Below are 26,520 nucleotides of genomic sequence, written 5' to 3'. Positions count from 1 at the left end.
TGTGCACCGCCTCGGACTCCAGCGCGTCCAGGTGCGACAGGGCGTACGGGCTCTCCGTGCCGTCCTCGACCTTGGCCACGGTCGTCATGCCAGTCCCCTCTCGCTCAGCAGGGCGTACACGGACGCCGCGGACTCCTGCACGGTCTGGTGCTGCGACTCGATCCGCAGATCGGGCCTCTCCGGCTCCTCGTACGGGTCGTCCACACCGGTCAGCCCGGTCAGCTCGCCCGCGGCCTGCTTGGCGTACAGGCCCTTCACATCGCGCACGCTGCACACGTCGACCGGGGTCGCCACATGCACCTCGAGGTACGGCGTCCCGTTCTCCTCGTGCCGCTTGCGTACGCCGTCCCGGCTGTCCGCGTACGGTGCGATCACCGGCACCAGCGCCGTGACGCCGTTGCGGGCCAGCAGCTCGGCGAGGAAGCCGATGCGCTGCACGTTGGTGTGCCGGTCCTCGCGGGAGAAGCCGAGGCCCGCCGAGATGAACTCGCGGATCTCGTCGCCGTCGAGCACCTCGACGCGGTGGCCCTCGGCGCGCAGCCGGCCGGCCAGCTCGTACGCGATGGTGGTCTTGCCGGCGCTCGGCAGGCCCGTGAGCCAGACGGTGGCTCCGGTCGTCACGTGGTTCTCCTGGGTCGCGGTGGTCGTGTCCGTCGCAGCGGTGCCGACAGCTGCGGCGGACGGCGTGTGTGGTGCTGTGCGCGCCGTCATCCGTGCAGCCCGCACTCGGTCTTGGCCCGGCCCGCCCAGCGGCCGGCGCGCGCGTCCTCGCCCTCCAGGACCCTGCGGGTGCACGGGGCACAGCCGACGGACGCGTAGCCGTCCATCAGCAACGGGTTGGTGAGGACGCCGTGTTCGGTGACGTACGCGTCCACGTCGTCCTGGGTCCAGCGGGCGATCGGTGAGATCTTGACCTTCCGCCGCTTCTCGTCCCAGCCGACGACCGGCGTGTTCGCCCGGGTTGGGGACTCGTCGCGGCGCAGGCCGGTCGCCCAGGCCTGGTAGCCCGCCAGGCCCTCTTCGAGAGGCTGTACCTTGCGCAGCCTGCAGCACAGGTCGGGGTCGCGGTCGTGCAGCTTCGGGCCGTACTCCGCGTCCTGTTCGGCGACCGTCTGCCGCGGGGTGAGGGTGATGACGTTGACGTCCATCACGGCCTCCACGGCGTCCCGGGTGCCGATGGTCTCCGGGAAGTGGTAGCCGGTGTCGAGGAAGACGACGTCGACGCCCTTCAGCACGCGCGAGGCGAGATGGGCGACCACGGCGTCCTCCATCGAGGAGGTGACGCAGAACCGCTCGCCGAAGGTGTCCACCGCCCACTGGAGGATCTCCAGCGCGGAGGCGTCCTCGAGGTCACGGCCCGCCTGCTCGGCGAGCGCCTTCAACTCCTCGCCGGTACGCTCTTGCTGAGCGGTCGTCATATTCGCTCGTCCCCTCCGTGGTCGGCTCGCGTCAGCCCACGGGACAGCAGCCCGAGGAACTTCAGCTGGAATGCGCGGTTGCACGCCCCGCACTCCCAGGCGCCGTGACCCTGCTCGCTCGGACGCAGGTCCTCGTCGCCGCAGTAGGGGCAGTGGAAAGGTGCGGCCCGCTCGCTCATGCTGCGTCCTTCGTCTCGTTCGCGCCGCTCACGAAAGGGCCTCCTCGGAAGCGCGCGCGGCCCAGGTGGCGAACCGCTCGCCGGCCTCCCGCTCCGCCTGGAAGCGCTTGAGCACCCGCTCGATGTAGTCGGGCAGCTCGTCCGACGTCACCTTCAGACCGCGGACCTTGCGGCCGAAGCCCGGCTCCAGCCCGAGGGCGCCGCCGAGGTGCACCTGGTAGCCCTCGACCTGCTCGCCCCGGTCGTTCAGCACCAGCTGGCCCTTGAGACCGATGTCCGCGACCTGGATGCGGGCGCAGGCGTTGGGGCAGCCGTTGAGGTTGATGGTGAGCGGCTCGTCGAAGTCCGGGAGGCGCCGCTCCAGCTCGTCGATCAGCTGCGCACCGCGCTGCTTGGTCTCGACGATGGCGAGCTTGCAGAACTCGATGCCGGTGCAGGCCATGGTGCCGCGCCGGAAGGAGGACGGCCGGGCGGTGAGGTCCAGCGCCTCCAGGCCCTCGACCAGCGAGTCGACCCGGTCCTGCTCGACATCGAGGACGATCATCTTCTGCTCGACGGTGGTACGGACCCGGCCCGAGCCGTGTGCCTCGGCGAGGTCGGCGACCTTCGTCAGCGTGGCACCGTCCACCCGGCCGACCCGCGGGGCGAAACCGACGTAGAACCGGCCGTCCTTCTGCCGGTGCACGCCGATGTGGTCGCGCCACTGCTGCACCGGCTGCTCGGGGGCGGGCCCGTCGACCAGCTCGCGCTTGAGGTACTCGTCCTCCAGCACCTGCCGGAACTTCTCCGCGCCCCAGTCGGCGACCAGGAACTTCAGCCGGGCCCGGTTGCGCAGCCGGCGGTAGCCGTAGTCACGGAAGATGGAGATGACGCCCTCGTAGACGTCCGGGACCTCGTCGATCGGCACCCAGGTGCCGAGCCGCACGCCCAGCTTGGGGTTGGTGGACAGCCCGCCGCCGACCCACACGTCGAAGCCCGGCCCGTGTTCGGGGTGCCGCACGCCGACGAACGCGACGTCGTTGATCTCGTGCACCACGTCCAGCAGAGGCGAGCCCGAGATGGCCGTCTTGAACTTCCGGGGGAGGTTCGAGTACGCCTTGTTGTTCAGGACGCGGCGCTTCATCTCCTCCAGCGCCGGCGTGGCGTCGATGATCTCGTCCTCGGCGATGCCCGCCACCGGGGAGCCGATCATCACACGCGGGGTGTCACCACAGGCGGTGACGGTGGACAGGCCCACGGCCTCGAGCCGCTCCCAGATCTCGGGCACGTCCTCGATCCGGATCCAGTGGTACTGGACGTTCTGCCGGTCGGTGATGTCCGCGGTGCCGCGCGCGAACTCCTGCGAGATCTCGCCGATCACGCGGAGCTGCCGCGTGGTCAGCGCGCCGCCGTCGATGCGGACGCGCAGCATGAAGTGCTCGTCGTCCAGCTCCTCCGGTTCCAGGATCGCCGTCTTGCCACCGTCGATCCCGGGCTTGCGCTGGGTGTACAGCCCCCACCAGCGCATCCGTCCGCGCAGGTCGCTCGGGTCGATCGAGTCGAAGCCCCGCTTGGAGTAGATCGTCTCAATACGTGTCCGCACATTGAGACCGTCGTCGTCCTTCTTCACCTGCTCGTTGCCGTTGAGCGGCGTGAAGTGGCCGGCGGCCCACTGGCCCTCACCGCGGTGACGGCTCACCTTGCGGCGGGGCGCGGAGGCGGCGGGGTTCTGTGGCGTGGCGGCCATGGTTCTACGTCCTTCGGACCGGTGGGAGTCAGCTCTGACCTGCACAGATGCGCGCACGCAGGCAGGCGTGCGCGTCATTGCGCAAGGAGAATGGGATGCGGGTGTTCGCGGCGGTGCTGGAGCGTCAGCTCGCCGGACAGATGGCGCTGGACATGCGGCCGAGGTCGACGTGCCGCCGACTCACCAAGGCAATTCCAGTTCCAGGCATGACCGAAGCGTGTCACGGCGATCTGGACAGAGTCCAGCTTCGTCCATCATGCGGACACCCTTGTCCCGAAGTGTGGAACAAGGGTGTCGTCGCTCACATACGTCGTCGGGAGGCTTGTCCCGGCAGGTCAGGCGGGGTATGCCCCGGGCCAGGGACCCGGTACGGCCACTTCCGGTTCCACTTCCACCTTGGTGTCGAACAGCTTGAACCCCCGCCGCTGGTAGTTGGCCATGGCGTGCTCGCCGTCCTTGCTGCAGGTGTGCAGCCACACCCGCTTGGTCGGCGCCCGCCCCGGCCACCGCTCGGCCAGGTCCCAGGCGCGGGCCGCGCCGTGGGCCAGCAGGTGGCCGCCGATGCGCCGGCCGCGGAACGCCGGGACGAGCCCGAAGTAGACGATCTCGACCGCACCCTCGTCCTGCGGTTCCAGCTCCACGTAGCCGGCCGGGGTACCCCGGTCGTAGGCCACCCAGGTCTCCACGCCGGGCCGCTCCAGGTACGCCTGCCACTGCGCGTAGGTCCACCCCAGCCGGTCGGTCCAGCGGATGTCGCCGCCGACCGAGGCGTACAGGAACCGGCTGAACTCGGGGGAGGGCACCTCGGCGCGGACGATCCGGACGTCGCCCTCGGGCGCGGCGGCGGGCAGGAGATCGGCCGGGGAGGTCTGCTCCAGGGACCAGGTGGTGACAGGGATGCTGCTCATGCCGGCCAGGGAATCATCCCGGGGCGCGGTCTGTCGATCGCTTCCCGGGACGGGCCTGATCAGCCCACGGAGCGGTCGAGCGCGGCCAGGGGCAGGGCGAACAGCATCCGGTCCGACAGTGACCAGACCTCGCCGTTCCCCTGCCAGTGGGACAGGGAGCCCGCGCCCTGTGCCCAGCAGCGGCGCGAGGCGTCGGCACCGCAGTGGGCGGCCCGGGCGCCCTCGGTGTCCTGCCGCCACAGTCCGCCGTGGCCGTCCTGCCCACCGGGCAGTCGTCCCACATACCAGGACGTGCGGTCCGCCCCGGGCTCCCGGTACGAGAGCACCCCGCGGATCCCGGACGCCCGGGTCCGGTACGCCTCCACCGCGTCCGTCCGTCCCGCGGCGTCCGTGGCGAGCAGCCCGGCGCGGGCCGGGTCCGTGCTGAACGCGTACCGCCACAGCCGGGCCGGCCGGTCGCTGCCGGGAGCGGTCCACTCGGCGGCGACCATGCTGTCGGGTGCCGTACCGCGGTCGAGGGCGAGCGCGCCCGGGCAGGGCGGCCCGGAGGCGGAGCAGGAGCCGGCGGTGAAGCGGTAGGAACCGACGGCCGGGAGCACGTAGCGGTAGCCGTCGGCGGACCAGCCGCCCGGCACCCGGCCGACGGCGGGCCCGTCGGCCGTGGTGCGCTGGATGCGGTCGAGGTCGTAGACGTAGAGCGCGTCCGCGCTGCCGGCGGTGGTGGTGACGAGCAGCTTGTTCCCGTACCAGACCATGCCGGAGATGCCGGAGGTCAGGCCCCGGTAGTCCCGGCCGCCCTGCACCGGTACCACCAGCAGCGCCCAGCGGTAGGCGGGGCGGGCGGGGTCGTCCGCGTCGACGAAGGCGACCCGGGCCAGGCCGCGCTCGGCGGCGCGGCCGGTACGGGTGTCGTGGGTCCAGCCGGCGAGGACGACCCGGTGGGTGCCCCAGACGCCGTCGTCGTCGGCGTCCCCCGAGGTGGTCACGGAGGCCGGCCGCCAGGCGGTGGCGCCGGTGTCCGCCGGGTCCCAGCAGTAGGCACGGGTGGCGGCCGGGGCGACGGGCAGCGAGGCACGGTCGGCGGAGGAGCAGTCGCCGGCCTCGCGGAGGGTGCGGTCGGCGCTGCGCAGCACCGCGTCCACACCCACCGGGGTGCCCATCGAGGCGGAGAGCCGGTCCAGGGTGCGGGCGGGGACCGGGTGCTCCTGGAGCCGGAGCCGGCCGGCGTCCGCCGCAGAGGTCAGCGCCTTCAACGCGCCGGGGTCCTCGCTGATCTGGGCCTGGGACGCGCTGATCAGGGTCGCGGCGGCGGTGAGCGCCAGCGCGGTCCCGGCCAGCACGGCACGCAGGGCCGCGCCCCGTCTGCGTCGGCGGTGTCTGCCGCGATGCTTCATCTCTCCTCCAGACGGGCCAACTGCGCCTCTCGGTCCGTACGTTGACGCGAGGAGCAGGTGGGGAGGCCCTTACGGGATGCTACGGCAGGAACGGGCCGGGCAGGGCCAAGTCCCCGCACATGGACGAAACGGAGCGTTCGGACGGCACGGGACGCGGTCCGGGGGAGCGGTGGTTCGCGTGCGCTCAGAAAGAGGTGGGCCGGTCGTCCGCCGGGCCGTTCCGTTTCCGGGTCACTGCCGGTGCCGTCGACTGGGGGAGCAGGTCGCGAGGGTCAGCGGGGAGCAGCACCTCGACTTCCACATCTTCGCAGAAACGATACGGCCGATGGCGCAGGAGATCCCCGAGGTACCGCCTGACCCTGGACATCTCGGCCCGCACGGTCACCGTCTTGGACGGGTCTCCGAACAGATCCTCGGCCAGCCCCGCCGCCCCCCGGCCGCCCCGGTGCTCGGCGAGCAGGAACAGCAACTCGGCGTGCCGCGGACTCAGTTCGCTCGACCAGGAAGCCGCCGAGGCCATGACGGTCACCGTGCAGCGGCCCGGCCGGGCCAGATCCAGCACGACCCGGCGGGCGGCGGCGAGCGGTTCGTCCTCCGTCCGCAGCAGCCAGCCCCCGGCCAGCGGCTCCACCGTGCACGAGCCGAGCGAGGGCAGCCACCGGTGGCCCGGCGCGAGCGACTTCGGCAGCGTCGCCCGCCGCACGTACGGCATCCCGCTCACGGCCGCCGTCCAGCCGTCCCGGTCCACCACGAGCGCCCGCCCGCCCAGCCGCGCCAGCACCGGCGCCGCCACCGCCCGCAGTTGCTCCAGCGAGGCCACGTGCAGCTCCCGCAGCCGGGCCTCGGCCAGCTTGGCCACCGAGTCCACCCAGGCGAGGGTGGCCGGATGCATGGTCTCCAGCGGGCCGCTCACGTCCACCACACCGAGCAGCCGGCCGTCACGCGGATCGGTGATCGGGGCGCCCGAACAGGTCCAGGACGAGTGCGCCCGTACGAAGTGCTCGGCGGCGAAGACCTGGACGGGCCGCCGCACCACCGCCGGGGTGCCCACCCCGTTGGTGCCGACGACGTCTTCCCGCCAGTCCGCGCCCGGTTCGAATCCGAGCGAGTCCGCTTTGCGCAGCACCGGCGCGGCGCCCTCCCGCCACAGCACCCGTCCGTCGGCGTCCGCGACGACCATGATGTGCTGGGCGACGTCCGCGACCGAAAGCAGCCCCTCGCGCAACACCGGGAGTACCTGCCGCAGCGGCGACTCCTCCCGCCGCCGGAGCACCTCGTCGGAGGACAACACCCGGGATCTCAGGCCGCGTTCAGGGTCGACACCACTGCGCAGCATCCGTCCCCACGACTGCTCGATCACCGGCCTGGGCGCGAGCCGTGCACGTTGTCCGGCGAGCGCGGCCTCGCGCACCTCGCTCAGCAGCCGCGCCGCCTGCGCCGCGTCCACGGTTGCCAGGCGGGCCACGTTCATCGGCCGGTTCCCCACTGAGGTCCTCCCGGAAAAGGGCTTCGAACACACTTGTCAAGCCGTCCGGGCGGCGGTTTCCGGTCCGACTGTGCCTCTCATAGTGCCGTTCCGGACCGGCTGGAGGCACAGACTCCGCGCATGTGCCCCCATAAGTTGCAACCCCTTGCAACCCTGGTGAACCGGAGTGGGGTGGCTGAGACTTGACCACGACGCATTGCGCGTCCGCGGGCTCAACGGGGCCCCAGTTGATGGGGGTGGTGCCGTGTCGGCGCAGCACCACCCCCAGCCGTCCGGTGAACGGCACGCCAGGCACGGCCCCGCGCCCCCGGACGGGACCGGCCGGCTCGCTCAGGACGCCGGCCCGGCCCGGTCCACCACCGACTTCAGGTCCAGGCCCGCCGGCAGCGTGCCGAACGACGCGCCGTGGTCGCCGCCCAGGCGGGAGGCGCAGAAGGCGTCGGCCACCTCCTCGGGCGCGTGCCGCACCAGCAGCGAGCCCTGAAGGACGAGCGCCAGCCGCTCCACCAGGCGCCGGGCCCGGCCCTCGATGCCGGCCAGGTCGGCGAGTTCGGTGAACAGGTCCTTCACCGCCCGGTCCAGCCGGTGGTCGGCGCCGTGCGCCCGGCCGATCTCGGTGAGGCAGGCGTCCAGCGCGCCCGGCTCCCGCTGCAACGCCCGCAGCACGTCCAGCGCCTGTACGTTCCCGGCGCCCTCCCAGACGGAGTTCAGCGGCGACTCCCGCACCAGCCGGGGCAGGCCGGACTCCTCGACGTACCCGTTCCCGCCCAGGCACTCGGCGGCCTCGACGGCCACGGGCGCACAGCGCTTCGTGATCCAGTACTTCGCGGCCGGCACCGCGATCCGCAGGAAGGCGCGCTCCTGCTCGCCGCCGTCGTCGTACGCGGCGGCGAGCCGCAGGGCCAGCGTGGTCGCGGCCTCCGACTCCAGCGCGAGATCGGCGAGCACGTTGCGCATCAGGGGCTTGTCGACCAGCTTCCCGCCGAACGCCTCCCGGTAGGAGCAGTGGTGCACGGCCTGCGCCACCGCCTGCCGCATCAGGCCCGCCGAGCCGAGCGCGCAGTCCAGGCGCGTCGCGGCGACCATCCCGATGATCGTGGGCACCCCGCGCCCCTCCTCGCCGACCCGGCGCGCCCAGGTGCCGTCGAACTCGACCTCGGCGGAGGCGTTGGAGCGGTTGCCCAGTTTGTCCTTGAGCCGCTGGACGAGGAAGACGTTGCGGCTGCCGTCGGGCAGGACCCGCGGGACCAGGAAGCAGGTCAGCCCGCCCGGTGCCTGAGCGAGCACCAGGAACGCGTCCGACATGGGCGCCGAGCAGAACCACTTGTGCCCGGTCAGCACGTACGTACCGGGCTCCGCGAGGGGCTGTGCCGAGGTGGTGTTCGCGCGGACGTCGCTGCCGCCCTGCTTCTCGGTCATGCCCATTCCGAACAGCGCGCCCGGCTTCTGCCCGGCGGGCCGCAGCTGGCGGTCGTAGATCGTGGACGCGAGCCGGGGCTCCCACTCGGCGGCCAGCTCCGGGTCGGTGCGCAGCGCCGGCACGGCCGCGTGCGTCATCGACAGCGGGCAGCAGGTGCCCGCCTCGGCCTGCGTCCAGACCAGGAACCCGGCCGCCCTGCGCACGTGCCCGGACGGCCGGGTCCAGGCCCCGGTCAGCCCGGCCGAGACGCCCTTGCCGAGCAGCCGGTGCCAGGCCGGATGGAACTCGACCTCGTCGACCCGGTGGCCGTACCGGTCGTGGGTGCGCAGCCGCGGCGGGTGCTCGTTCGCCTGCGTCGCCCACTCCTGCAGCTGCGCCGAGCCGGCGGCGCGGCCGAGCGCGCCCAGCTCCGCGCGCACCTCGTCCAGGACGTCCGGGGCGGTGTGGCGGTCGACGGCCTCGGTGAGGGCGCGGTCGGCGGCGAAGACGTCGTAGCCGACCAGGGGAGGCGGCTGGTTCGTCACGGTGTGGGTGGGGGTCCCTGCCATGGATCGAACCTACCCGGGAAGGCGGCGATGATGGCCTCCAGAGTGGCACACGGGCGCCGCCGGGCGCTTTGGATGCGGTCACCTGCCCCGAAAGGTGAGGGCGGTCCCGTGCTGCGGATACCTTTGGGTCGTGCAGCCAGCAAGTGAAACCCCCGAGCGGCCGGCCGGTCGGCTCCACCGGGCCAGAGCCCTCTACCGGAACGTCTCCAAGCGCAGGACCGCCTGGCTGCTGCTCAAGGACACCGTCGACTCCTGCATGGAGTACCGCATCCTGGGCCTGGCGGCCGAGGCGGCGTTCTTCACGCTGCTGTCCGTGCCGCCGCTGCTGCTCAGCCTCATCGGACTGCTCGGCTACGTCGACGACTGGACCGGCGCCGACACCATCCACAGCCTGGAGACCAACCTCCTGGAGGCCTCCCGGACGGTCCTGTCCGACAAGGGCGTGAAGGAGATCGCCGAGCCCATCCTGCACGACGTGATGCAGGGCGGCCGGCCCGACGTCATCTCCATCGGCTTCCTGTTCGCCCTGTGGTCGGGCTCGCGCGCGGTGAACGTCTTCATCGACACCATCACCGTGATGTACGGGCTCGACGGCGTCCGCGGCATCGTCAAGACCCGGATCATGGCGTTCCTGCTGTTCATCGTGGCCCTGCTGATCGGCTCGGTGGCGCTGCCGCTGATGGTGGCCGGGCCGGACGCGGTGGTGCGGGTGGTGCCCTGGTCGGAGACGGTCGTCCAGGTCCTGTACTGGCCGGTCGTGATCGTCCTGTCCATCGTCTTCCTGACCACCCTGTACCACGTGTCCGTGCCGGTCCGCTCCCCGTGGATCGAGGACGTGCCCGGCGCCCTGGTCGCCCTCGCCATGTGGGTCCTGGGCAGCTTCCTGCTGCGCATCTACCTCACGAACACCATCGAGGGCGCCACGATCTACGGCTCTCTCGCCGCCGCCGTCGCCGTGCTGCTGTGGATCGGCGTGTCCGCCTTCGCCGTGCTCGTCGGCGCGGCGGTGAACGCGGCGATCGACCGGGTATGGCCCGCCGCCGCGACGGCCGCCGCCCGCGAGGCGAACGAGCGGATCCGGGAGGCCCAGGTCGCCGAGTACGTCGCCCGCGCCGCCGCGGCCCGCGAGGCCGACCCCGACGACCCCGACATGCCCTCGGAGTTCCCCGAGCGCTGGTCCCGCTTCCTGCCCCCGGAGGACGTCACGGCCCGCCTCCGCACCCACGCCAAGAACCCCCACCACCACGCGCACCGGGGCCACGGGACGGACGCGGGCAACGGCGGCCCGGCACGTCCGGACCGGTGACGCCCCGGGCGGCGCGCACCCGCAGGAGGGGTGGGCGCCGCCGGTCCCGTGATGTCCCCGGCGGGCGGGGCGAGTCCCGCCCGCCGGGGCCCCGCCGGGCGGGATCAGCTCCTCCGCACGCCGGCCGCGGCGGCCTCGCGGGCGAAGTCGCCGAAGTCCCGCGGCGCACGGCCCAGCACCTGCCGCACCCCGTCCGAGAGGTGGGCGTTCCGCCCGTCGAGCAGGGACCCGAACAGCCCGGTCAGGAACTCCGCCTCCTGCGGCGGCACACCGAACCCGGCCAGCCGCGCACCGTAGTCCCGGGGCGCGACCGCCCGGTACGACAGCGCGCGCCCCGACACCGCCGCGATCTCCGCGACCGCCTCACCGAAGCTCAGCAGCCGCGGCCCGGACACCTCCAGGGTCCGCCCGGCGAACCGGTCCGCGTACCGTTCCCCCCTCGGTGAGCAGGGCCGTCACCACGTCCGCCACGTCCCGCAGGTCGACGAACGGCTCCCGCACCGTGCCCCCCGGGAACACCAGCTCCCCGCTCTCCCGCAGCTCCTCGGCCAGCGCACCGTGCCCCGCGCACTCCGCGTTCTGTGTCGTGCCTGCCAGTCAACTGCCGGGCACACCGCGGGGACATCGCCGAGCGGCTCGTCTCCATAAGCGTGCGTCTACGCTGCCTCCATGGACGCTCCCCCACGCCCGGGCACCCTCGTGCGGGGCGACCCCCTCGCCGGTCTGTTGGACGGTCCCCGCGCGCGTGGCGCCTTCATGATCCGCGCGTGTTTCGACCCACCGTGGTCCGTGCGCGTGGCGGACCGGGCGCCGCTCACGGTGATGGTCATGGCGCGGGGCGGCTGCTGGATCACCCCGGACGCCGGCGAGGAGCCGGTGCGGCTGGGACCGGGCGGCCTGGCGATCGCGCGCGGCCCGGAGCCGTACACCTGTGCCGACACCCCGGACACCGCCCGCGTTCGCCCTGTCGACCGCCTTCGAACGCATGTACGGAGTGAGCCCCCAGGAACACCGGACGGGCGGCGCAGCGCTCCGCTCCTGAGGGGTCGCGCCCCGGTGCCGTCCGCGGCGTACGCTGGCTGCCGTGTATGCGGAGCGCGCTTCCCGCCTGGCCGGTGCGGTCGTGTGGACGAACTCCCCGAGCGGTGCCGACGGCCGGCCCGTGCTGCCCGACGGCTGCATGGACCTGCTGTGGAGCGAGGGCCGGCTGCTGGTCGCGGGGCCCGACACCCGTCCCCACGTGCCCCGGGGCCCGGCCCGGTCCTGGGCGGGCGTCCGCTTCTTCCCCGGCACCGCGCCCACCCTGCTCGGCGTCCCGGCGCACGAACTGCGTGACCGGCGGGTGGAGTTGGCGGACCTTTGGCCCGCCGCGCGGGTACGCGGACTGCGGGACCGCGTGACGGCGGCCGTGGACCCGGCGAGCGCGCTGGAGGACCTCGCCCTGGACCTGGCGGCGCAGGCACCCGCCCCCGACCCGCTGCTGCGCCGGCTGGTGGAGTGCCTGGACGAGGGGCGCCCGGTGTCCGCCACGGCCGACGAACTCGGCATCGGCGCACGCCGGTTGCACCGCCGCTGCCAGGCCGCGTTCGGGTACGGCCCGAAGACCCTGGCCCGCATCCTGCGCCTGCAGCGTGCGCTGGCCCTCGCCCGCTCGGGCACGCCGTACGCCGAGACGGCGATCCGGGCCGGCTATGCGGACCAGTCTCACCTGGCCCGGGACGTCCGGCAGTTGACGGGTATGCCGCTCGGGGAGCTACTCGGCGGCTGACAGCGGCGCGAACAGGTCGACGCCGTTGCCGTCGGGGTCGTGCACGGTGGCGTACCGCTGGCCCCAGAAGGCGTCCCAGGGCTTCAGCTCTCCGTGGTGGCCGGCGGCCACCAGGTCCTGGTAGCGGGCGTCGACCTCGGCGGGGGAGCCGCAGCGGAAGGCGAGCGTGATCCGGCCCCCGCCGGCGGGCGGCTGCCAGCCGGGGTGGAAGGAGCGGACGGTCTCCTCGGTGTCCACGGCGAGCACCAGCCCGCCGGGCAGCTCGGCCTCGACGTGCGGCTGGTCCTCGGCTCCCGGCGGGAAGACCAGCCCGAGGCGGCGGTAGAAGGCGAGGGTGGCGGCGAGATCGGCGGCCACCAGGCCGATCACGGCGAATCGTTCGGTCATGCGGCCACCGTAGGCGGCCGCCGGTCAGCCGGTCTTGAAGGAATCGGACACGGGTGGCACGCACCGGCCCGGCTCCGGGGGCCCGGCGCGGTGGGCGGTGCGGGCTCCCGTGAAGTGTTCGACGAGCACGAAGGTCACGCTGATCAGCAGCGCCCAGGCGCCGAACTTGGTCAGCGGCACCGGCTGCCAGCCGCCGGTCTGCTGCGGGTAGCTCCAGGCGCCCGCATACGTCGCGGCGTTCTCGGCGACCCACAGGAAGAAGCCGATCAGGACGAAGGAGACGGCCAGGGGCATGCGGTAGCGGTGTGCGCCCACGCTGAAGCCCACCCAGGTGCCGGCGGTCGCCGCGGCCATCGCGAGCGCGAGCGGCCAGCGCAGGTCGGGTATCCAGTGATGGGTGAAGAAGTTGAGATAGACGGCGGCGGCCACCAGGGTGGTGGCGGCGGCGCGATAGCGGGTGTAGCGCAGCCGCATCAGCCGTCGGGCCCGGCACACGTAGCCGGCGACCGCCGCGTACATGAAACCCCCGTACAGCGGCACCCCGGCGATCTTCGTGAGGGCGTCCTCCGGGTAACTCCACGACCCCATGCGCACCTTGACCAGCTCGAACAGCAGACCCACCGCATGGCACACGGCGATCACGGCGGTGTCCCGCCGGGTCTCCCAGCCCAGCCGGCGGGCGACGAGGGTGAGCAGGACGCCGTAGACCAGGACCAGGTCGTAGCGCGCCACGGGCAGCGGGGGCAGCAGCCGGGAGGCGCCGATGCCCGCCAGCAGGGCCACGGCGAAGACGCAGGCGCGCGCCTGCAGCACCCCGAACCGGACCAGTTGCCCGAGTCCGTGCCGGAGCTTGTGCCTGTCGCACCGCTCCTCGTGGCGCATGCCCCCTCCTTCACGCCGACGGTGAGGGCCCCGATCCTAGAGGGTGCAATTGAACGCGTTCAAATGCTTGGCGGAGGTGCCCCCGGCGGCCCGTCCGGCGCCGACGGCCGTGCCCCGGTGGTCGCCCGGACCCGCGGAGTGGACCACCCGTGCGGCAGCATGGGGGCATGATCCGTCCGATACGCGCCCTGCCGCTGCTGCTGCTCCTGCCCGCGCTCCTCACGGCCTGCGGCACCGAGAAGGCGGATGCGGGCGGCACCCGCACCCCGACGCCCCGCGCCACCGAGCGGCAGGCCGAACTGGATGCCCGCCTGCGCTCGTTGGGCATCGCGCCGGAACTCGTCTACGTCACCGACGTACCGGGCTTCACGCTCGCGCAGCAGTCCGTCGGGGTGAACGGCGACGACGGCTTCTCCGCCGCGTACTGGGCGGAGGGCGGTGCCGTGGTGCATCTCTACGCCGAGCGGGGCGGCGCGGCCGACTGCCCCGGGGGCTACGTCTGTGTGGCGCCCGCGAAGGGCCGTGTGGTCCGGATCGGCGGCGAGAAGGTCTCGGACGACGTGCTCCGTAAGGCCGCGGACGCCGTCCACCGTCCCTCGCCCGCCGAACTCACCGCGCTCCTGCCCCCGGCCCCCACGGCCACGACCCCGGTGGAGCGCGGCGACCTGCCCTCGTACGGGGACGAGGCACCCGACAACGGCGTGCCCGAAGGCGCCGGCTGAGCATCCGGTGCGACGGTGACCGGACGGACGCCCGCCCGACGCCTGTTCCGTGCGGACCCCGGTCGCATCCGCCGGCGCCTGCCCGGCCCGGCCCCCGCGAGTCACCCGAACGGGGCTCGCCCGGGCGGGACGGCTCGCCGAGTGACGTTTCTGCGGTGAACCGGCTCGGCCATTGGGGTGAGTAAAGCTCGCATAGGAGGAAGGTCACGTGACTATCTAGAGATGCTCTTGTCTTGGCAAAGGGCGTCGAGACGCGTGGCCCCCCCGCCCCGCGTCACCCACCCACAGGAGGAGCCGGACCTTGACTTACGGTAAGAAGCTGCGCGAGCGCATCGCCGGGCCCGGGACCACACCGCTGATCGGCGTGTACGACATGTACTCGGCGTCGATCGCGGCCAAGCACTACGACGGGATGTTCGTATCGGGCTTCGGTTTCGCGGCCTCGTACTACGGGCTGCCCGACATCGGATTCATCGCCTGGCCCGACATGGTGGCCTTCGTCCAGCGGCTGCGGGGCGCCTTCCCGCACCACCACCTGCTGGTCGACATCGACGACGGGTACGTCGACCCCGAGGTCGCCTGTCACGTCGTCGAGGGCCTGGAGCGCATCGGCGCCTCCGGCGTGATCCTGGAGGACCAGAAGCGGCCCCGCCGCTGCGGCCACGCCGACGGCAAGCAGGTGCTGCCACTGGAGGAGTACCTGGAGAAACTGCACAAGGTCCTGGAGACCCGCAACGACCTGGTCGTCGTCGCCCGTACCGACGCCACGGACGAGCACGACATCCTGCACCGCGCCGAGCGGCTCGCGGCCACCGACGCCGACGTGGTCCTGGTCGACGGCGTGCGCAGCGTCGAGTGGATCGAGCGGATCCGCAAGGTCGTCGGCGACAAGCCGCTGCTCTTCAACCAGATCGCCGGCGGCAAGTCGCCCCGCCTGTCCCTCGGTGAACTCTCCGACCTGGGCGTCGACGTGGCGATCTACAGCACCCCGTGCCTGTTCGCCGCGCACGAGGCCATGGACGCCGCGCTCGCCGGCCTCAAGGCGGCCGACGGCCGGCTGCCCGAGGTGGACCCCGCGAGCGGGGTCGGCGTGAAGGCCTCCACCAGCCTGCTGGAACGCAACATCGCCCCGGAGCGGCTCACCCCCGAGGGCGTGGGCGTGTGAGCCGTGCCCTGCCCCGGCTCGGCGTCGCCGCCCTGGCCGCCGCCGCGCTCCTCGGAGCCGGTGCCGCTCCCGCCGCGCCGTCCGGGAGTCTGATCACCGTGATCGACAACTCCCAGGCCGACTCCTGGCTGGAGGTCGACCGCGCGGGCAACGTCCAGACGGGCAGCGGCACCGCGGGCAGCGACCACGACGGCAGCGCCGTCGACGTGGTGGAGGCGCTCGTCGGCGCCGACCGTCCGGAGGAGGACTGAGACAGGACCGGACGGACGGCCGGGCACCCCGTGCGGGCGGTGCCCGGCCGTCGCCGTTCTCCCGGGCCCCGGGCTCAGTCCTCCCTCAGGTCGGGGCGGCCGTTCTCGTCGACCTCGACGTCCTCCTTCGGGTCCTGCTCGCCGGTGGGAGCGGCCACGGTGGCGCGCTGCTGTCCGGGGGCGAGGGTGCGGCAGGCGGCGTGTGCCGTGCCGTAGGCGGTGACCAGGGCGGCTGCGGCCACGGCGAGGGCCGCGGCGGTACGCGTGGTGTGCTCCATGCCCGGTAAACGATCTTGGGTGGGTGTCGGTCACCGCCGGCACGCCCCCTGCCGCCGGCCCACCGGGTGCCCGGCGCCGCTCCCACGGCGCCCCGGGTACTCCGAACGGCCCAGCGAACGGTCTGTGCACCGGAATACGTCCGCGCCCTGTGGTGCTCTGATGACAACGGCGCACGGGCGCCGTCCCGTGCGGTGAGCACCGCGAAGGGCTGGTGGGCGATGGCGGCAGACCTGACGGGCCCCGTGGTCAGGACGCCCCACGGGGCCGTACGCGGCCGGTACGAGCATGGCGTCGCGGTGTTCCGGGGCATCCCGTACGCCGCCCCGCCGTTCGGCCCCCGGCGGTTCCGCCCGCCCGCGCCCGCCGAGCCCTGGGACGGAGTGCGCGACGCCGGCGCCTTCGGGCCGACCGCGCCGAAACCGCCGTACTCCGAGGCGTTCGCCCAGTACCTGTCCGACCCGGTGATCCCCGGCGACGACTGCCTCAACCTCAACGTGTGGACCCCCGAGCCCGCCCCCGGCGCCCGGCTCCCCGTGCTGCTCTGGCTGCACGGCGGCGCCCTGACCAGGGGATCCTCGGCCGTCCCGGTGTACGACGGCGCCGCCTTCGCCCGCCACGGTGTCGTCTGCGTCTCGGTCAACTACCGGCTGGGCGTCGAAGGGTACGGACTGTTCCCGGACGCGCCCCGAACCCCGGCCTGCGCGACCAGCTCGCCGCCCTGCGCTGGGTGCACGAGTCGATAGGCGCCTTCGGCGGCGACCCGGACCGGATCACCCTGGGCGGGCAGTCGGCCGGCGCGATCAGCGCCGGCGTCCTGCTCGCCGCGCCCCAGGCCCGGGGCCTGGTCCGGCGGGCGGTGCTGCAGAGCGGGGCGCCCGAGGTCTCGGACCGGGACAAGGTGCGGCGGATGGTGCGCCGCATGGCCACCCGGCTGAAGGTCCCCGCCACCGCGGAGGCGTTCGCCGCCGTCGACCGGGAGCTGCTGCTGCGCACCCAGGCCGAGGCCGGCCGGCTGAGCAGCCCGGTGCTGGGCGGACCCGCCTTCGGCGTCGTCGTGGACGGCGACCTGGTGCCCCGCGACCCGCTGAAGGCCCTGGTTGACGGCGACGCCGCCCCCGGCGTGGACCTGCTCATGGGCTGGACCCGGGACGAGTACCGGCTGTGGCTGGTGCCGGGAGGCCTGGTGGAGCGCGTCGACCGGCTAGGTGCCGTCGCCCTGGCCGGGGCCATGGCCCGCTGCCACGCCGGCCACGAGGTGCCCCGCGGCTACCGTGCCCTGCACCCCGACGCCGGGGCCGCCGAGATCGTCGGCCAGATGGTCACCGACCACCTGCTGCGGGTCCCGCTGCACCGGATCGCCGACGCCCGCCCGGGCACCTCCTACCTCTACGAGTTCGCCTGGCCCTCCGGCCTCCCCGGCCTCGGCGCCTGTCACGCCCTGGAGCTGGGCTTCGTGTTCGCCACCGGGGACGCGCCCGAGTCGAAGAAACTGGCCGGCGAAGGCGCCCCGCAGGAGCTGTGCGAGGCGATGCACACGGCGTGGGTCCGGTTCGTGACGACCGGGGACCCCGGCTGGCCCGCCTGGGACGCCACCCATCCGGTACGGATCTTCGACGCAGACGCAGACGCAGACGCAGACGCAGCCGCAGCCGCAGCCGCAGACGCCGCGCGCACCGCAGACGGTCCCCGGGACGCGAACGTGGCGCACCGTCCCCGGGACTCGGATGTCGCGCACGGTCCCCGGGACACACAAGTCGCGCACGGTGCCCGGGACGCGGATGTCGCGCACGGTCCCCGGGACGCGGAAGTCGCGCTGTGGGCGGCGGCCACCACCCCGCCGCCCCCGCGGGACCACGTCCCCCGCGCCCCCGGCGCCGAACTCGCCGCCGCCATGCGCCGCCTGCGCCGCTCGGTGGGCGCGCTGCGCCGCTGAGCGCGGTGGGCCGGGCAGTGCGGTGAGCCGGTGAGTGCGGTGGGCCGGGCAGTGCGGTGGGTCGGTGAGCGCGGTGGGCCGGGCAGTGCGGTGAGCCGGTGAGTGCGGTGGGCCGGGCAGTGCGGTGGGTCGGTGAGCGCGGTGGGCCGGGCAGTGTGGTGGCCGGTGAGCGGGTGGGCCGGTGAGTGCGGTGGGCTGGGCAGTGTGGTGGCCGGTGAGCGGGTGGGCCGGTGAGTGCGGTGGGCTGGGCAGTGTGGTGAGCCGGTGAGCGGGTGGGCCGGTGAGAGCGGTGGACTGTCGAGCGGGTGGGCCGGTGGCCGGAACTCAGCTCACGGCGGAGGCGATCGCATCGCCGTGGGCCGGGTGAACCGGCCTCACCCCACGGCGGACGCGATCGAGGCGATCGTGTCCGGACCCACCCGGCAGCATCCCCCGATCAGCCGTGCGCCCGCCTCCCGCCACGCCGTGACCTGCGCCGCGCTGAACGTCGTAGGGCCGGCCCAGGCACGCGCCCGCGCGTCCCAGGACTCGCCGCTGTTGGGATAGACCACGACCGGCTTGCCGGTCACCCGGGCCGCGATCTCGGCGGCGGGCGCCGCGTCCTGCGGAGCGCAGCAGTTGACCCCGACCGCGATCACCTCGTCCGCGTCGGCGGCCAGGGCGAACGCCTCCTCCAGGGGCTGGCCGGCACGCGTCCGCCGGCCGTCGGCCGTGTAGGACAGCCAGGCGGGCACCCCGGCCCCCCGCACCGCCCGCAGCAGCGCGGCCGCCTCGTCGGTGTCCGGGACGGTCTCCAGCGCGAGGACGTCCGGCGCGGCGGCGGCCAGCGCCTCGATCCGCGGCCGGTGGAACCGCTCCAGCTCGGCCACGCTCAGCCCGTACCGGCCGCGGTACTCGGAGCCGTCCGCGAGCATCGCCCCGTACGGCCCGACCGACGCCGCGACCCACAACGGCCGTGCGACGCCCCGGTCCGCCGCCCGCCGGGCCGCCTCGCGGGCGAGTTCCACGCTGAGCGCGAGCAGCCGCGCGGCCTCCTCGTGGCCGATGCCGCGCTTGCCGAACCCCTCGAAGGTGGCCTGGTAGCTGGCGGTGATCGCCACGCTCGCGCCCGCCAGGAAGTAGGCGAGGTGCGCCTCGGTGACCGCCTCGGGCCCTTCGGCGAGCAGCCGCGCGGACCACAGTTCGTCGCTCAGGTCGTGCCCTGCCGACGCCAGCTGGTTGGACATCCCGCCGTCGAGCACGACCGTCCCGGCGGCGAGGGCGTCGGCGAGCCTGGGGGAGGTGTTGCGGTTCATGCCAAGACGCTAGTCGAAACGGCCCGCGCACGGTTGCGCAGACCACGGCCGGAGTCCGGCCGAAACGGCCCGCGCACGGTTGCTCAGACCACGGCCGTAGTCCGGCCGAAACGGCCCGCGCACAGTTGCGCAGACCACGGCCGGAGTCCGGGACACTCGACCGGAACCGGGGTGTTCCGGGGTCCGCCAGGAAGGACGGCCACCGCTGTGATCGAACTGCCCGCCGACGACCGCACGTCGAGTCCCCACACCGGCTACACCCGCGCCCACTGGGAGGCCGCCGCCGACGCCCTGCTCGCCGCCGTCGAGCCGTACGCCACCCCCGACGGCGCCCTGTACCACCTGCCCGGCGACCACGTCAGCCGGTCCGGACGGCTCTCCGACGGCCTGGAGGGATACGCCCGCACGCTGCTGCTGGCCGCCTTCCGCCGCGACGAGACGGTGCTCGGCCGGTACGCCGAAGGCCTCGCCACCGGGCCCGGCGGCGTCTGGCCGCGCATCACGGACCGCGGCCAGCCGCTGGTCGAGGCCGCCTCCGTCGCGCTCGCCCTGCGGCTCACCCGGCCGCTGCTGTGGGACCGCCTGGACGACCCGGTGCGGCAACGGACCGCCGGCTGGCTGGCCGGCGCGCTCACCGCGGAACCCTGGCCGTGCAACTGGGAGTTGTTCCCGGTCACCGTCGGCGGCTTCCTCGCCGAGACCGGACACCGGGAGACGGCGGCGCGCAAGGCGATCGACCGTGGGCTGGCCCGGGTGGAGGACTGGTACCTCGGGGACGGCTGGTACACCGACGGCGACGGCCGGAAGTTCGACTACTACAACGGCTGGGCCATGCACCTGTACACGGTCCTGCACGCCTGGCTGGCGGGCGACGGCGAACTCCTCTCCCGCTACGGCCGCCGGCTGTCCCGCCATCTCACCGACTACGCACGCCTGTTCGGCGCCGACGGTGCCCCGGTCCACCAGGGCCGCTCCCTGACCTACCGCTTCGCGGCCACCGCCCCGCTCTGGCTCGGCGCCCTGACCGGGCACACCCCTCTGGCCCCGGGCGAGACCCGCCGCCTGGCCTCCGGCACCCTGCGGTACTTCCTCGACGGCGGCGCGGTCGACGAACGCGGCCTCCTCCCGCTCGGCTGGCTCGGCCCCGACGAGTCGCTCGTGCAGGACTACTCGGGCCCGGCCTCCCCCTACTGGGCGAGCAAGGGCTTCCTCGGACTGCTGCTGCCGGCCGGGCACGAGGTGTGGACGGCACGCGAGCAGCCCTCCCCGGCCGACCGCGCGGACACGGCTCACCTCGTCCGCGTCCCCAACTGGCTGCTCCAGTCGACGCGTTCGGACGGCCTGGTCCGGCTGCACAACCACGGCAGCGAGGAGGTCCGCTACGACCCCTACTACACCCGGCTCGCCTACTCGACCCGTACCGCGCCCGCACCGTCGTACGACAACAGCGTGATCGTCGACGGTGACCCGAGCCGTACGGACATCGAACCACTCGGCGCCGGTGTCGGCTGGATCGCCTCCCGGCACACCGTGGGCGCCGGAATCACCGTCACCACGGTGGTGGCCGTCCGGGGTGCCGTGGAGGTGCGGGCCCATCTGGTGGCGGGCGCGGCGCCGGGAACTCCGGTGCGGGTGACGGGCTGGCCGGCCGGGGACGGCGTACGGGCCGAACTCGCCCCGGTGAGCGGCCTGGCGCCCGACCTGAGCGGAGCGACCGGCTGCCCCGGCCCCACGCTCTTCGTGGCGCTCGCCCGGCTCACCGGTGAGCCCGACCCGCCGCCCCTCAACGACCTGGTGACCGTGGCGGTACAGCGTCCCGCCGCCCACACTGCCCACGCCGGCAACGCCGCCCACGCCGGCCCCACTGCCAACCCCGCCCACGCCGCCCGTCCCGCCCACGCCGGCCACACCGGAGGTGACGCCCGCACCGGCTACGAGGTGCGTGTGGCCTGGTCCGGGGGGCCGGTGGCCGTCTTCCGGTTCACGGCGCCGGACGGGGGGCCGGGGGCGGGGTCGTCGTGGTCGGTGACGGCGTCCGACGGTTCGACGGGCGCCGAAACGACCGGGGCCTAGCGTGGCGGCATGACCCCACCTGGAGGACGGTCCGGGCCCGTCCGGCCGGCCCGCCGCGAAGGTCACCGCCGTGAAGGCGGCCGTGCCCGGCAAGTTCGTCAACGCCCGCACCGACACGTACTGGTCGGGCGACGGCGGCGAGAAGGAGACCCTGCGCAGGCTCGACGCCTATCAGGAAGCGGGTGCCGACGGGGTGTTCGTCCCGGGCCTGACGGATCCGCAGCGCATCGCGGACCTCGTGCGGCACACCACCGTCCCGCTCAACGTCCTGTACTCGCCCACCGGTCCCACGGTCGCCGCCCTCGCCGGCCTCGGCGTGGGCCGTATCAGCCTCGGCTCGCTGCTGTACCGGCGGACGCTCGGCGCGGCCCTCGACGCGATGACCGACATCGTGGCAGACCGGGCCCCGAACGGTACGACCCCTTCCTACGCCGGCATCCGCGCGCTGGAACGGGGCGCCTGCGCGAGCCGTCCGGCGAACCCCCCGGCCTGATCCGGCACCGGACCCCGCCCGCCGCCCGGTCCCGGCCGCCCTCAGGCACTCGGCTCGCGGGGCCAGTGCTCCAGCGCGATGTGCAGGGCGTCGACCGCCTTGTCCCAGGAGGCCCGTACGTCCCGGTCCGCGCCGAAGCCGCCCGCGCTCTCCAGGACGCAGTATCCGTGGAAGGTGCTGCGCAGCAGGCGCACGGCGTCGGTCAGGTCGGGTTCCGCCAGGTCGTAGGCGCGCAGCATGCCGTAGGTGATCTCGCCCGTGCGGCGCAGGGCGGGGGAGTCGGCCACCAGGGCCGGGTCGATGCGGATCTGGGTGGCCGCGTACCGGCCCGGGTGCTCCAGGGCGTACTCCCGGTAGGCGGCGGCGAACGCCGTCAGTGCCTCCTTGCCGGCCCGGCCGGCCACGGCGGCGGCGATCCGGTCGATCAGCTCGCCGCCCGCGTGCAGCGCGAGCCGGGTGCGCAGGTCCTGGAGGTTGCGGACGTGCGAGTACAGGCTTGCGTCCTTGACGCCGAAGCGCCGGGCCAGCGCGGAGATGCTGACGTGGTCGAAGCCGGCCTCGTCCGCCATCTCGGCGGCGGCCGCCACCAGCCGCTCCACGGTGAGTCCCACCCGGGCCATGCCTCGCCTCCTAGGTTGCCTAGGAGCGATCCTAGGCAACCTAGGACACTCGCCCGGGAGGTGTTGCCAGGCCGGGTGGGTGCCGGGGCGGCCGGGGCGGGTGTCAGCTTTCCCCGGTGCCGGGTGTCGTCGAGAAGACGAACGAGAATTCCGCCGGCTCGGCCTTCAGGCGGTACCGGGGGAGCGGGGCCGGGCCGCAGGACTGGGAGCCGATGCCGTGCTGTCCGTGGTCGAGGTTGACCCAGACCCCCGCGGTGGAGCCGCCGCCGGCCGCCGCGCCGGGCACCAGGTCGGTGCGGTGGGCCGCGGCGTCCAGCTGCTCGGTGGTCCAGCGGCGGGCGGTGAGGAAGAACGCCGGGTCGCCCTCGATGCGCAGGCCCCCCAGCTCCGCCCAGCGGACGTCGATCCGGGCCCCGTTCTCCTGGGGACGGACGTACGGGGTCTGCATCCCGTCCACGGTCGACCGCCAGCGGCCCACCGACGCCGCCTGCCTGGTGTCCGGGTACGCCTCGCCGGGGCCGCCGCCGTACCAGTGCACCCGGTCGGCCGCGGGCAGACCGAAGCGGATGCCGAGGCGGGGCAACGGGACGGTCCACTCGCCCTCGGGGCAGGTGGACACGGTCAGCCGGAGACGGTCGCCGTCCGACGTCCAGCGGTACACGGCCGACAGGCCCAGCTCCCGGGCGGCCGGCGCCACCCGGGTGCGGACCGTCAGCGCGTCCTCGCCCACCTCCACCGCGTCCACCCGGTGCCGCATCCGGTGCAGGCCGAGCGAGCGCCACAGCAGCCCGTGGCGCGGATCGCCCTGCCAGGCGGCCCCGTCGTCGTTGTCGGTCGTGGCCCGCCACACGTCCAGGCGCAGACCGGTGACCGGTACCTCGCCGACCGTCCGCAGCGCTCCGGTGCGGGCGTCGAAGACGGCGGGGCCGAGGCTGATCGCCCCGTCGCCGGGGGCCGGCCGGGCGGTCGCGGCGACGTACGGCACCCGGCGCTCCGACACCGGGATCTGGCCCCAGGCGACGACATGGTTCCGCGGTGCCCACGCGGTGTCCGACGCGAGCACCGCCCGGATCGTCCAGTGCGACTCGCCGGCCGGCGCCCCGGCGGGCACGGCGGGCAGCTTCACCTCGGCGGACTCGCCGGGCGCCAGGGCGGGCACCGCGAGCGTGCCCGACTCCACGGGCTCGCCCTCGACCTCGTACGACCAGGTGAACGCCAGCGCCGACAACCCGGCGAAGTCGTACTTGTTCGTCACCCGGACCGTGCCGTCCGCCGCGTCGCCGGTGACCGAGACCGGCTCGATCACCTTCTTGAACTCCAGCAGGCCCGGCGACGGCTGCCGGTCCGGGAACAGCAGGCCGTCGCAGACGAAGTTGCCGTCGTGCAGCTCCTCGCCGAAGTCACCGCCGTAGGCGTAGCCCAGCTCGGGGTGGGCGATGCCGTGGTCGATCCACTCCCAGACGAAGCCGCCCTGCAGCCGGCCGTGGCGTTCGAAGAGACGCTGGTAGTCGGCGAGTCCGCCGGGGCCGTTGCCCATGGCGTGCGCGTATTCGCAGAGTACGAAGGGAAGTTCGCGGCGGCCGCGGGGCCCGCCGTCCAGGCCGCGGCCGATCCGCTCGACCTCGGCGTGGCCGGCGTACATCCGTGAATAGAGGTCCGTGTCACGGCAGTTGTGGTCGCCCTCGTAGTGGATCAGCCGGGAGGCGTCGCGGCCGCGGATCCACTTGGCCATCGCGGTCAGACCCCGGCCCGTGCCGGCCTCGTTGCCGAGCGACCAGACGACGACCGACGGGTGGTTCTTGTCCCGCTCGACCATGCGGGCCGCCCGGTCCAGCAGGGCCGGCGTCCAGCGGTCGTCGTCCACGGGGTTGTCCCGCCAGCCCTGCTCGGTGAAGCCGTGCGTCTCCAGGTCGCACTCGTCGATCACCCACAAGCCGTACTCGTCGCACAGGTCCAGGAAGGCCGGGTGCGGCGGGTAGTGGGAGGTGCGGACGGCGTTGATGTTGTGCCGCTTCATCAGCAGCACGTCCTCGCGCATGGTCTCCAGGTCCAGGGCGCGGCCCCGCCCGGGATGCCACTCGTGCCGGTTGACGCCCTTGAACAGCAGCGGACGGCCGTTGACCTTGATCAGGCCGTCCGACAGCTCCACGGTACGGAAGCCGATGCGCAGCGGCACCCGCTCGCCCTCGGCGGCCAGCACCCCGTCGTACAGCCTCGGCGTCTCCGCGGTCCAGGGCTCGGCAGGGACGGTCACCGGCTCGCCGGCCGCGACGTCGATGCCGAGGTCCGGGACGGTGACCCGGCCGGGCACGCCGGAGTCGACGCGCAGGGTGCCGGTGCCGGTCAGGTGGTCGTAGGAGGCGTGCACGAAGAAGTCCGGGACGCTGCCCACGGGGCGGTGCAGCAGGGTGACGTCCCGGAAGATGCCGGGCAGCCACCACTGGTCCTGGTCCTCCAGGTACGAGCCCGCCGACCACTGGTGCACACGGACCGCGAGCACGTTGCCGCGGGGCTGGAGCAGTCGCCCGGCGGCGAACTCGTGCGGGAGCCGGGAGCCCTTGAACTCGCCGAGTTCCGTGCCGTTCAGCCAGATCCGGGCGCAGGACTCCACGCCGTCGAACCGCAGCACCGTCTCGCCGCCGGCCGGCCAGTCCGCGGGCAGGTCGAAGAACCGCAGGTGGTCGCCGGTCGGGTTCTCGGTCGGCACCCGGGGCGGGTCGACCGGGAAGGGGTAGAGGTGGTTGGTGTAGATCGGGGCGCCGTGCCCCTGGAGCACCCAGTGGCCGGGGACGGAGATGTCCGCCCAGTCGGCGGCGTCGTAGTCCGTCCGGGCGAAGGAGTCGTCCTCGGCGTCGGCCGTCGGCGACAGCCGGAACCGCCAGCTGCCTTTCAGCGAGAGGGACCTGGCGTCCGAGCCGGCGTACCAGGCGCGGGGCGGCAGCGCCCCGGAGCCCGGTGAGACGTCCTCGACGTAGTCGTTGGCGTGACGGAAAGACATCGGTCTCCTCAGGTCTGGGCGGGACGGCCATGGCGGTCGCCGTGAAGATCAAGTGGTGGTCGACGTTCCGGAACCCGAGGGAGTACTGCCGCCGGCGGGAAGCCGCTGAAACCACCGAACACAAGGCCTACGGGGCGAGTACGTACGTCGTGATCGACCGGGCCGCGAGCGCCGCCGACATCGTGCCGCCGGTGACCGGTGGCTTCGTGGTCTTCGCCCAGCTCTCGTCGGCGGAGGTCCGCACGGCCTGCACGGCCCGCAGCGGCGTCCGGCCGTCGAAGTGCAGGTTCAGCCCGCTGTCGATCGTCGGGTCGTACTCCTGCGCCCAGCCGGTGCCGCCCTTGCCGAAGCAGCAGATCTCCGTCGACCAGGACTTCTTGCCGGCCGCCCTGGACGTCTCGTACACCTGCGCCCGGTCGGCGTCGCCGGGGTTGTCGTACGTGTGGTGGGCGAGCCGGGAGACGTACCGGGCCGTGCCGGGCTGCGAGATCCACTGCGGGACCTCGGAGTTGAACTTCACGGTGCTGGTGGACTCGTCGGCGATGATGCCGGTCCTCTGGTGCCGGGCCCGCTGCTCGGCGCCGAGCGCCCGGACGATGTCGTCACGCTGCGCGGGATCGACCAGCATGCCCTCCTGGCCGCAGGAGTCGAAGCCGTTGGTCGGCTCGTTGAACGGGCTGATGTGGTCCAGCCCGACTCCCTGCCGGGCGAAGTGGTCGGTGACGTCGGCCAGGTACGTCGCGAAGTTCCGCTCGTTCTCCTCCTTCAGGCGGCCGCCGCAGCTCTTGCCGTTGGTCTTCCACGCGGCGGGCGCGCTGTTGACGAAGCCGATCAGGTCCCGGACGCCGTACTTCGCGGCGGCGTACAGGAAATAACGGCCGGCCTCGTCCCTGCCCCAGTCGTAACCGCCGTCGGCGCTCACGAAGTCCTCGGGGGCGCGCGGCGCGTAGGTCACTCCCGTGCCGCCTCCGCCGATGTTGTAGCGGTACGCGCTGAGGGACAGGCCCTGCTTCGAGAACAGGAGTTCCGCGACCCGGGCCCGGACCTCCGGGTCGAAGTTCTTCAGGTCGTTGACCCGCCAGGCGCCCGAGGCGCCGATGTCGTCGATGGTCTGGGCGGCGCGGGGGGAGACCTCGGCGACGGCCCGGGGGCCGGCGGCGGTCGCGGACGGGGAGGTGAGCAGGGCGCCGGTGACGGCCAGCGCGGCTGCGGCAGCGGACAGGAGAGACCTCATGGTGCGGGGGTGAGACACGTGCATCCCTTCCGTCG

The 26,520-nt window shown here is 73.7% G+C and carries 21 protein-coding genes and 5 pseudogenes; 9 read left to right on the top strand and 17 right to left on the bottom strand.

What is annotated here, in order from left to right:
* Positions 1-84 precede the first annotated feature (84 nt).
* The 9 genes from cysC to JK359_RS19320 form a co-directional block, all read right to left on the bottom strand.
* A complete protein-coding gene (gene cysC, locus JK359_RS19355; protein ID WP_201837170.1) occupies positions 85-621 on the bottom strand; it encodes an adenylyl-sulfate kinase in 537 nt (178 codons plus the stop codon).
* An 86-nt stretch (positions 622-707) separates the two neighbouring features.
* Complete coding sequence (locus JK359_RS19350) at positions 708-1,418, bottom strand: phosphoadenylyl-sulfate reductase (RefSeq protein ID WP_201837168.1); 711 nt, start codon at positions 1,416-1,418, stop codon at positions 708-710.
* Positions 1,415-1,597, bottom strand: a complete 183-nt coding sequence (locus tag JK359_RS19345; RefSeq protein WP_201837166.1) for a hypothetical protein — start codon at positions 1,595-1,597, stop codon at positions 1,415-1,417. Before JK359_RS19345 ends, JK359_RS19350 begins: the two co-directional genes overlap by 4 nt.
* A 28-nt stretch (positions 1,598-1,625) precedes the next feature.
* Positions 1,626-3,323: a nitrite/sulfite reductase gene (locus JK359_RS19340; RefSeq protein ID WP_201837164.1), complete on the bottom strand. Its 1,698-nt coding sequence runs from the start codon at positions 3,321-3,323 to the stop codon at positions 1,626-1,628.
* A gap of 124 nt (positions 3,324-3,447) precedes the next feature.
* Entirely contained in the window at positions 3,448-3,531 is an 84-nt protein-coding gene (locus JK359_RS40420; RefSeq protein ID WP_310739661.1) for a putative leader peptide, read from the bottom strand.
* 127 nt (positions 3,532-3,658) lie between these two features.
* Entirely contained in the window at positions 3,659-4,231 is a 573-nt protein-coding gene (locus tag JK359_RS19335; RefSeq protein WP_201837162.1) for a GNAT family N-acetyltransferase, read from the bottom strand.
* A gap of 59 nt (positions 4,232-4,290) precedes the next feature.
* Positions 4,291-5,625, bottom strand: a complete 1,335-nt coding sequence (locus tag JK359_RS19330) for a hypothetical protein (protein ID WP_201837160.1) — start codon at positions 5,623-5,625, stop codon at positions 4,291-4,293.
* Positions 5,626-5,809: 184 nt separating this feature from the next.
* A complete protein-coding gene (locus tag JK359_RS19325) occupies positions 5,810-7,096 on the bottom strand; it encodes a GAF domain-containing protein (RefSeq protein WP_201837158.1) in 1,287 nt (428 codons plus the stop codon).
* Between the two features lie 345 nt (positions 7,097-7,441).
* Positions 7,442-9,079, bottom strand: coding sequence for an acyl-CoA dehydrogenase family protein (locus tag JK359_RS19320; RefSeq protein ID WP_201837155.1), 1,638 nt, complete (start codon positions 9,077-9,079; stop codon positions 7,442-7,444).
* Positions 9,080-9,209: 130 nt separating this feature from the next.
* On the opposite strand from JK359_RS19320, the gene JK359_RS19315 reads away from it, so the two are divergent.
* Positions 9,210-10,385 (top strand): YihY/virulence factor BrkB family protein, encoded by a 1,176-nt coding sequence (locus tag JK359_RS19315; RefSeq protein WP_201837153.1) that lies wholly within the window; start codon positions 9,210-9,212, stop codon positions 10,383-10,385.
* 104 nt (positions 10,386-10,489) lie between these two features.
* On the opposite strand, the pseudogene JK359_RS19310 reads toward JK359_RS19315, so the two are convergent.
* Positions 10,490-10,943, bottom strand: a pseudogene (locus tag JK359_RS19310) (Rossmann-fold NAD(P)-binding domain-containing protein); the annotation flags it as partial.
* Between the two features lie 111 nt (positions 10,944-11,054).
* Here JK359_RS19310 and JK359_RS40180 point away from each other — a divergent pair.
* Together JK359_RS40180 and JK359_RS40175 are read left to right on the top strand one after the other, a co-directional pair.
* Positions 11,055-11,387 (top strand): annotated as a pseudogene (locus JK359_RS40180) (cupin domain-containing protein); the annotation flags it as partial.
* Positions 11,388-11,469: 82 nt separating this feature from the next.
* On the top strand, positions 11,470-12,153 hold the full coding sequence (locus JK359_RS40175) for a helix-turn-helix transcriptional regulator (RefSeq protein ID WP_201837151.1): 684 nt from the start codon (positions 11,470-11,472) through the stop codon (positions 12,151-12,153).
* Here JK359_RS40175 and JK359_RS19295 read toward each other — a convergent pair.
* Complete coding sequence (locus JK359_RS19295) at positions 12,139-12,540, bottom strand: VOC family protein (protein ID WP_201837149.1); 402 nt, start codon at positions 12,538-12,540, stop codon at positions 12,139-12,141. The two genes, JK359_RS40175 and JK359_RS19295, sit on opposite strands and share 15 nt — an antisense overlap.
* 24 nt (positions 12,541-12,564) lie before the next feature.
* Positions 12,565-13,422: a DUF817 domain-containing protein gene (locus JK359_RS19290; protein ID WP_201837147.1), complete on the bottom strand. Its 858-nt coding sequence runs from the start codon at positions 13,420-13,422 to the stop codon at positions 12,565-12,567.
* A gap of 167 nt (positions 13,423-13,589) precedes the next feature.
* On the opposite strand from JK359_RS19290, the gene JK359_RS19285 reads away from it, so the two are divergent.
* From JK359_RS19285 to JK359_RS19275, 3 genes are all read left to right on the top strand, one after another.
* A complete protein-coding gene (locus JK359_RS19285; protein ID WP_201837145.1) occupies positions 13,590-14,144 on the top strand; it encodes a membrane lipoprotein in 555 nt (184 codons plus the stop codon).
* 301 nt (positions 14,145-14,445) lie between these two features.
* Entirely contained in the window at positions 14,446-15,309 is an 864-nt protein-coding gene (locus JK359_RS19280) for an isocitrate lyase/PEP mutase family protein (protein WP_201837143.1), read from the top strand.
* Entirely contained in the window at positions 15,306-15,560 is a 255-nt protein-coding gene (locus JK359_RS19275; protein ID WP_201837141.1) for a hypothetical protein, read from the top strand. The genes JK359_RS19280 and JK359_RS19275 overlap by 4 nt, the downstream gene beginning before the upstream one ends.
* A gap of 74 nt (positions 15,561-15,634) precedes the next feature.
* Here the strand turns inward: JK359_RS19275 and JK359_RS19270 are convergent, their stop codons facing one another.
* Positions 15,635-15,838 carry a hypothetical protein gene (locus JK359_RS19270; protein WP_201837139.1) on the bottom strand — a complete coding sequence of 68 codons (204 nt, stop codon included), beginning with the start codon at positions 15,836-15,838 and terminating at the stop codon, positions 15,635-15,637.
* A gap of 219 nt (positions 15,839-16,057) precedes the next feature.
* On the opposite strand from JK359_RS19270, the pseudogene JK359_RS19265 reads away from it, so the two are divergent.
* Positions 16,058-17,772: pseudogene (locus JK359_RS19265) on the top strand (carboxylesterase/lipase family protein).
* Between the two features lie 374 nt (positions 17,773-18,146).
* Here the strand turns inward: JK359_RS19265 and mmuM are convergent.
* Positions 18,147-19,067 (bottom strand): homocysteine S-methyltransferase, encoded by a 921-nt coding sequence (mmuM, locus tag JK359_RS19260; RefSeq protein WP_201837137.1) that lies wholly within the window; start codon positions 19,065-19,067, stop codon positions 18,147-18,149.
* Positions 19,068-19,277: 210 nt separating this feature from the next.
* Here mmuM and JK359_RS19255 point away from each other — a divergent pair, with 210 nt between their 5' ends.
* Positions 19,278-21,140, top strand: a complete 1,863-nt coding sequence (locus JK359_RS19255) for a DUF2264 domain-containing protein (RefSeq protein ID WP_201837215.1) — start codon at positions 19,278-19,280, stop codon at positions 21,138-21,140.
* 16 nt (positions 21,141-21,156) lie between these two features.
* A pseudogene (locus JK359_RS19250) lies at positions 21,157-21,633 on the top strand (isocitrate lyase/phosphoenolpyruvate mutase family protein); the annotation flags it as partial.
* A gap of 41 nt (positions 21,634-21,674) precedes the next feature.
* Here JK359_RS19250 and JK359_RS19245 read toward each other — a convergent pair.
* The 3 genes and pseudogenes from JK359_RS19245 to JK359_RS19235 form a co-directional block, all read right to left on the bottom strand.
* Positions 21,675-22,253: a TetR/AcrR family transcriptional regulator gene (locus JK359_RS19245; protein ID WP_201837135.1), complete on the bottom strand. Its 579-nt coding sequence runs from the start codon at positions 22,251-22,253 to the stop codon at positions 21,675-21,677.
* 103 nt (positions 22,254-22,356) lie between these two features.
* The gene (locus tag JK359_RS19240; protein ID WP_201837133.1) at positions 22,357-25,251 is read right to left on the bottom strand and encodes a glycoside hydrolase family 2 TIM barrel-domain containing protein; all 2,895 of its coding nucleotides are present in this window, start codon (positions 25,249-25,251) and stop codon (positions 22,357-22,359) included.
* Positions 25,252-25,387: 136 nt separating this feature from the next.
* Positions 25,388-26,509: pseudogene (locus JK359_RS19235) on the bottom strand (glycoside hydrolase); the annotation flags it as partial.
* Positions 26,510-26,520: the final 11 nt, after the last annotated feature.

Source organism: Streptomyces actinomycinicus (genome assembly GCF_016741775.1).
GTDB lineage: Bacteria > Actinomycetota > Actinomycetes > Streptomycetales > Streptomycetaceae > Streptomyces > Streptomyces actinomycinicus.
The sequence above is the reverse complement of the archived record's forward strand: the minus strand, read 5'-3'. Positions and strand labels throughout refer to the sequence as shown.

Bases quoted from the DNA above. Each gene is read 5' to 3' on its own strand.
- JK359_RS19240 (WP_201837133.1), bottom strand. From the start codon at position 25,251: ATGTCTTTCCGTCACGCCAACGACTACGTCGAGGACGTCTCACCGGGC.
- JK359_RS19330 (WP_201837160.1), bottom strand. From the start codon at position 5,625: ATGAAGCATCGCGGCAGACACCGCCGACGCAGACGGGGCGCGGCCCTG.
- JK359_RS19320 (WP_201837155.1), bottom strand. From the start codon at position 9,079: ATGGCAGGGACCCCCACCCACACCGTGACGAACCAGCCGCCTCCCCTG.
- JK359_RS19345 (WP_201837166.1), bottom strand. From the start codon at position 1,597: ATGAGCGAGCGGGCCGCACCTTTCCACTGCCCCTACTGCGGCGACGAG.
- JK359_RS19295 (WP_201837149.1), bottom strand. From the start codon at position 12,540: ATGACCGAACGATTCGCCGTGATCGGCCTGGTGGCCGCCGATCTCGCC.
- JK359_RS19290 (WP_201837147.1), bottom strand. From the start codon at position 13,422: ATGCGCCACGAGGAGCGGTGCGACAGGCACAAGCTCCGGCACGGACTC.
- mmuM (WP_201837137.1), bottom strand. From the start codon at position 19,067: ATGAACCGCAACACCTCCCCCAGGCTCGCCGACGCCCTCGCCGCCGGG.
- JK359_RS40420 (WP_310739661.1), bottom strand. From the start codon at position 3,531: ATGCCTGGAACTGGAATTGCCTTGGTGAGTCGGCGGCACGTCGACCTC.
- JK359_RS19340 (WP_201837164.1), bottom strand. From the start codon at position 3,323: ATGGCCGCCACGCCACAGAACCCCGCCGCCTCCGCGCCCCGCCGCAAG.
- JK359_RS19270 (WP_201837139.1), bottom strand. From the start codon at position 15,838: ATGGAGCACACCACGCGTACCGCCGCGGCCCTCGCCGTGGCCGCAGCC.
- JK359_RS19350 (WP_201837168.1), bottom strand. From the start codon at position 1,418: ATGACGACCGCTCAGCAAGAGCGTACCGGCGAGGAGTTGAAGGCGCTC.
- JK359_RS19325 (WP_201837158.1), bottom strand. From the start codon at position 7,096: ATGAACGTGGCCCGCCTGGCAACCGTGGACGCGGCGCAGGCGGCGCGG.
- JK359_RS19335 (WP_201837162.1), bottom strand. From the start codon at position 4,231: ATGAGCAGCATCCCTGTCACCACCTGGTCCCTGGAGCAGACCTCCCCG.
- JK359_RS19285 (WP_201837145.1), top strand. From the start codon at position 13,590: ATGATCCGTCCGATACGCGCCCTGCCGCTGCTGCTGCTCCTGCCCGCG.
- JK359_RS19245 (WP_201837135.1), bottom strand. From the start codon at position 22,253: ATGGCCCGGGTGGGACTCACCGTGGAGCGGCTGGTGGCGGCCGCCGCC.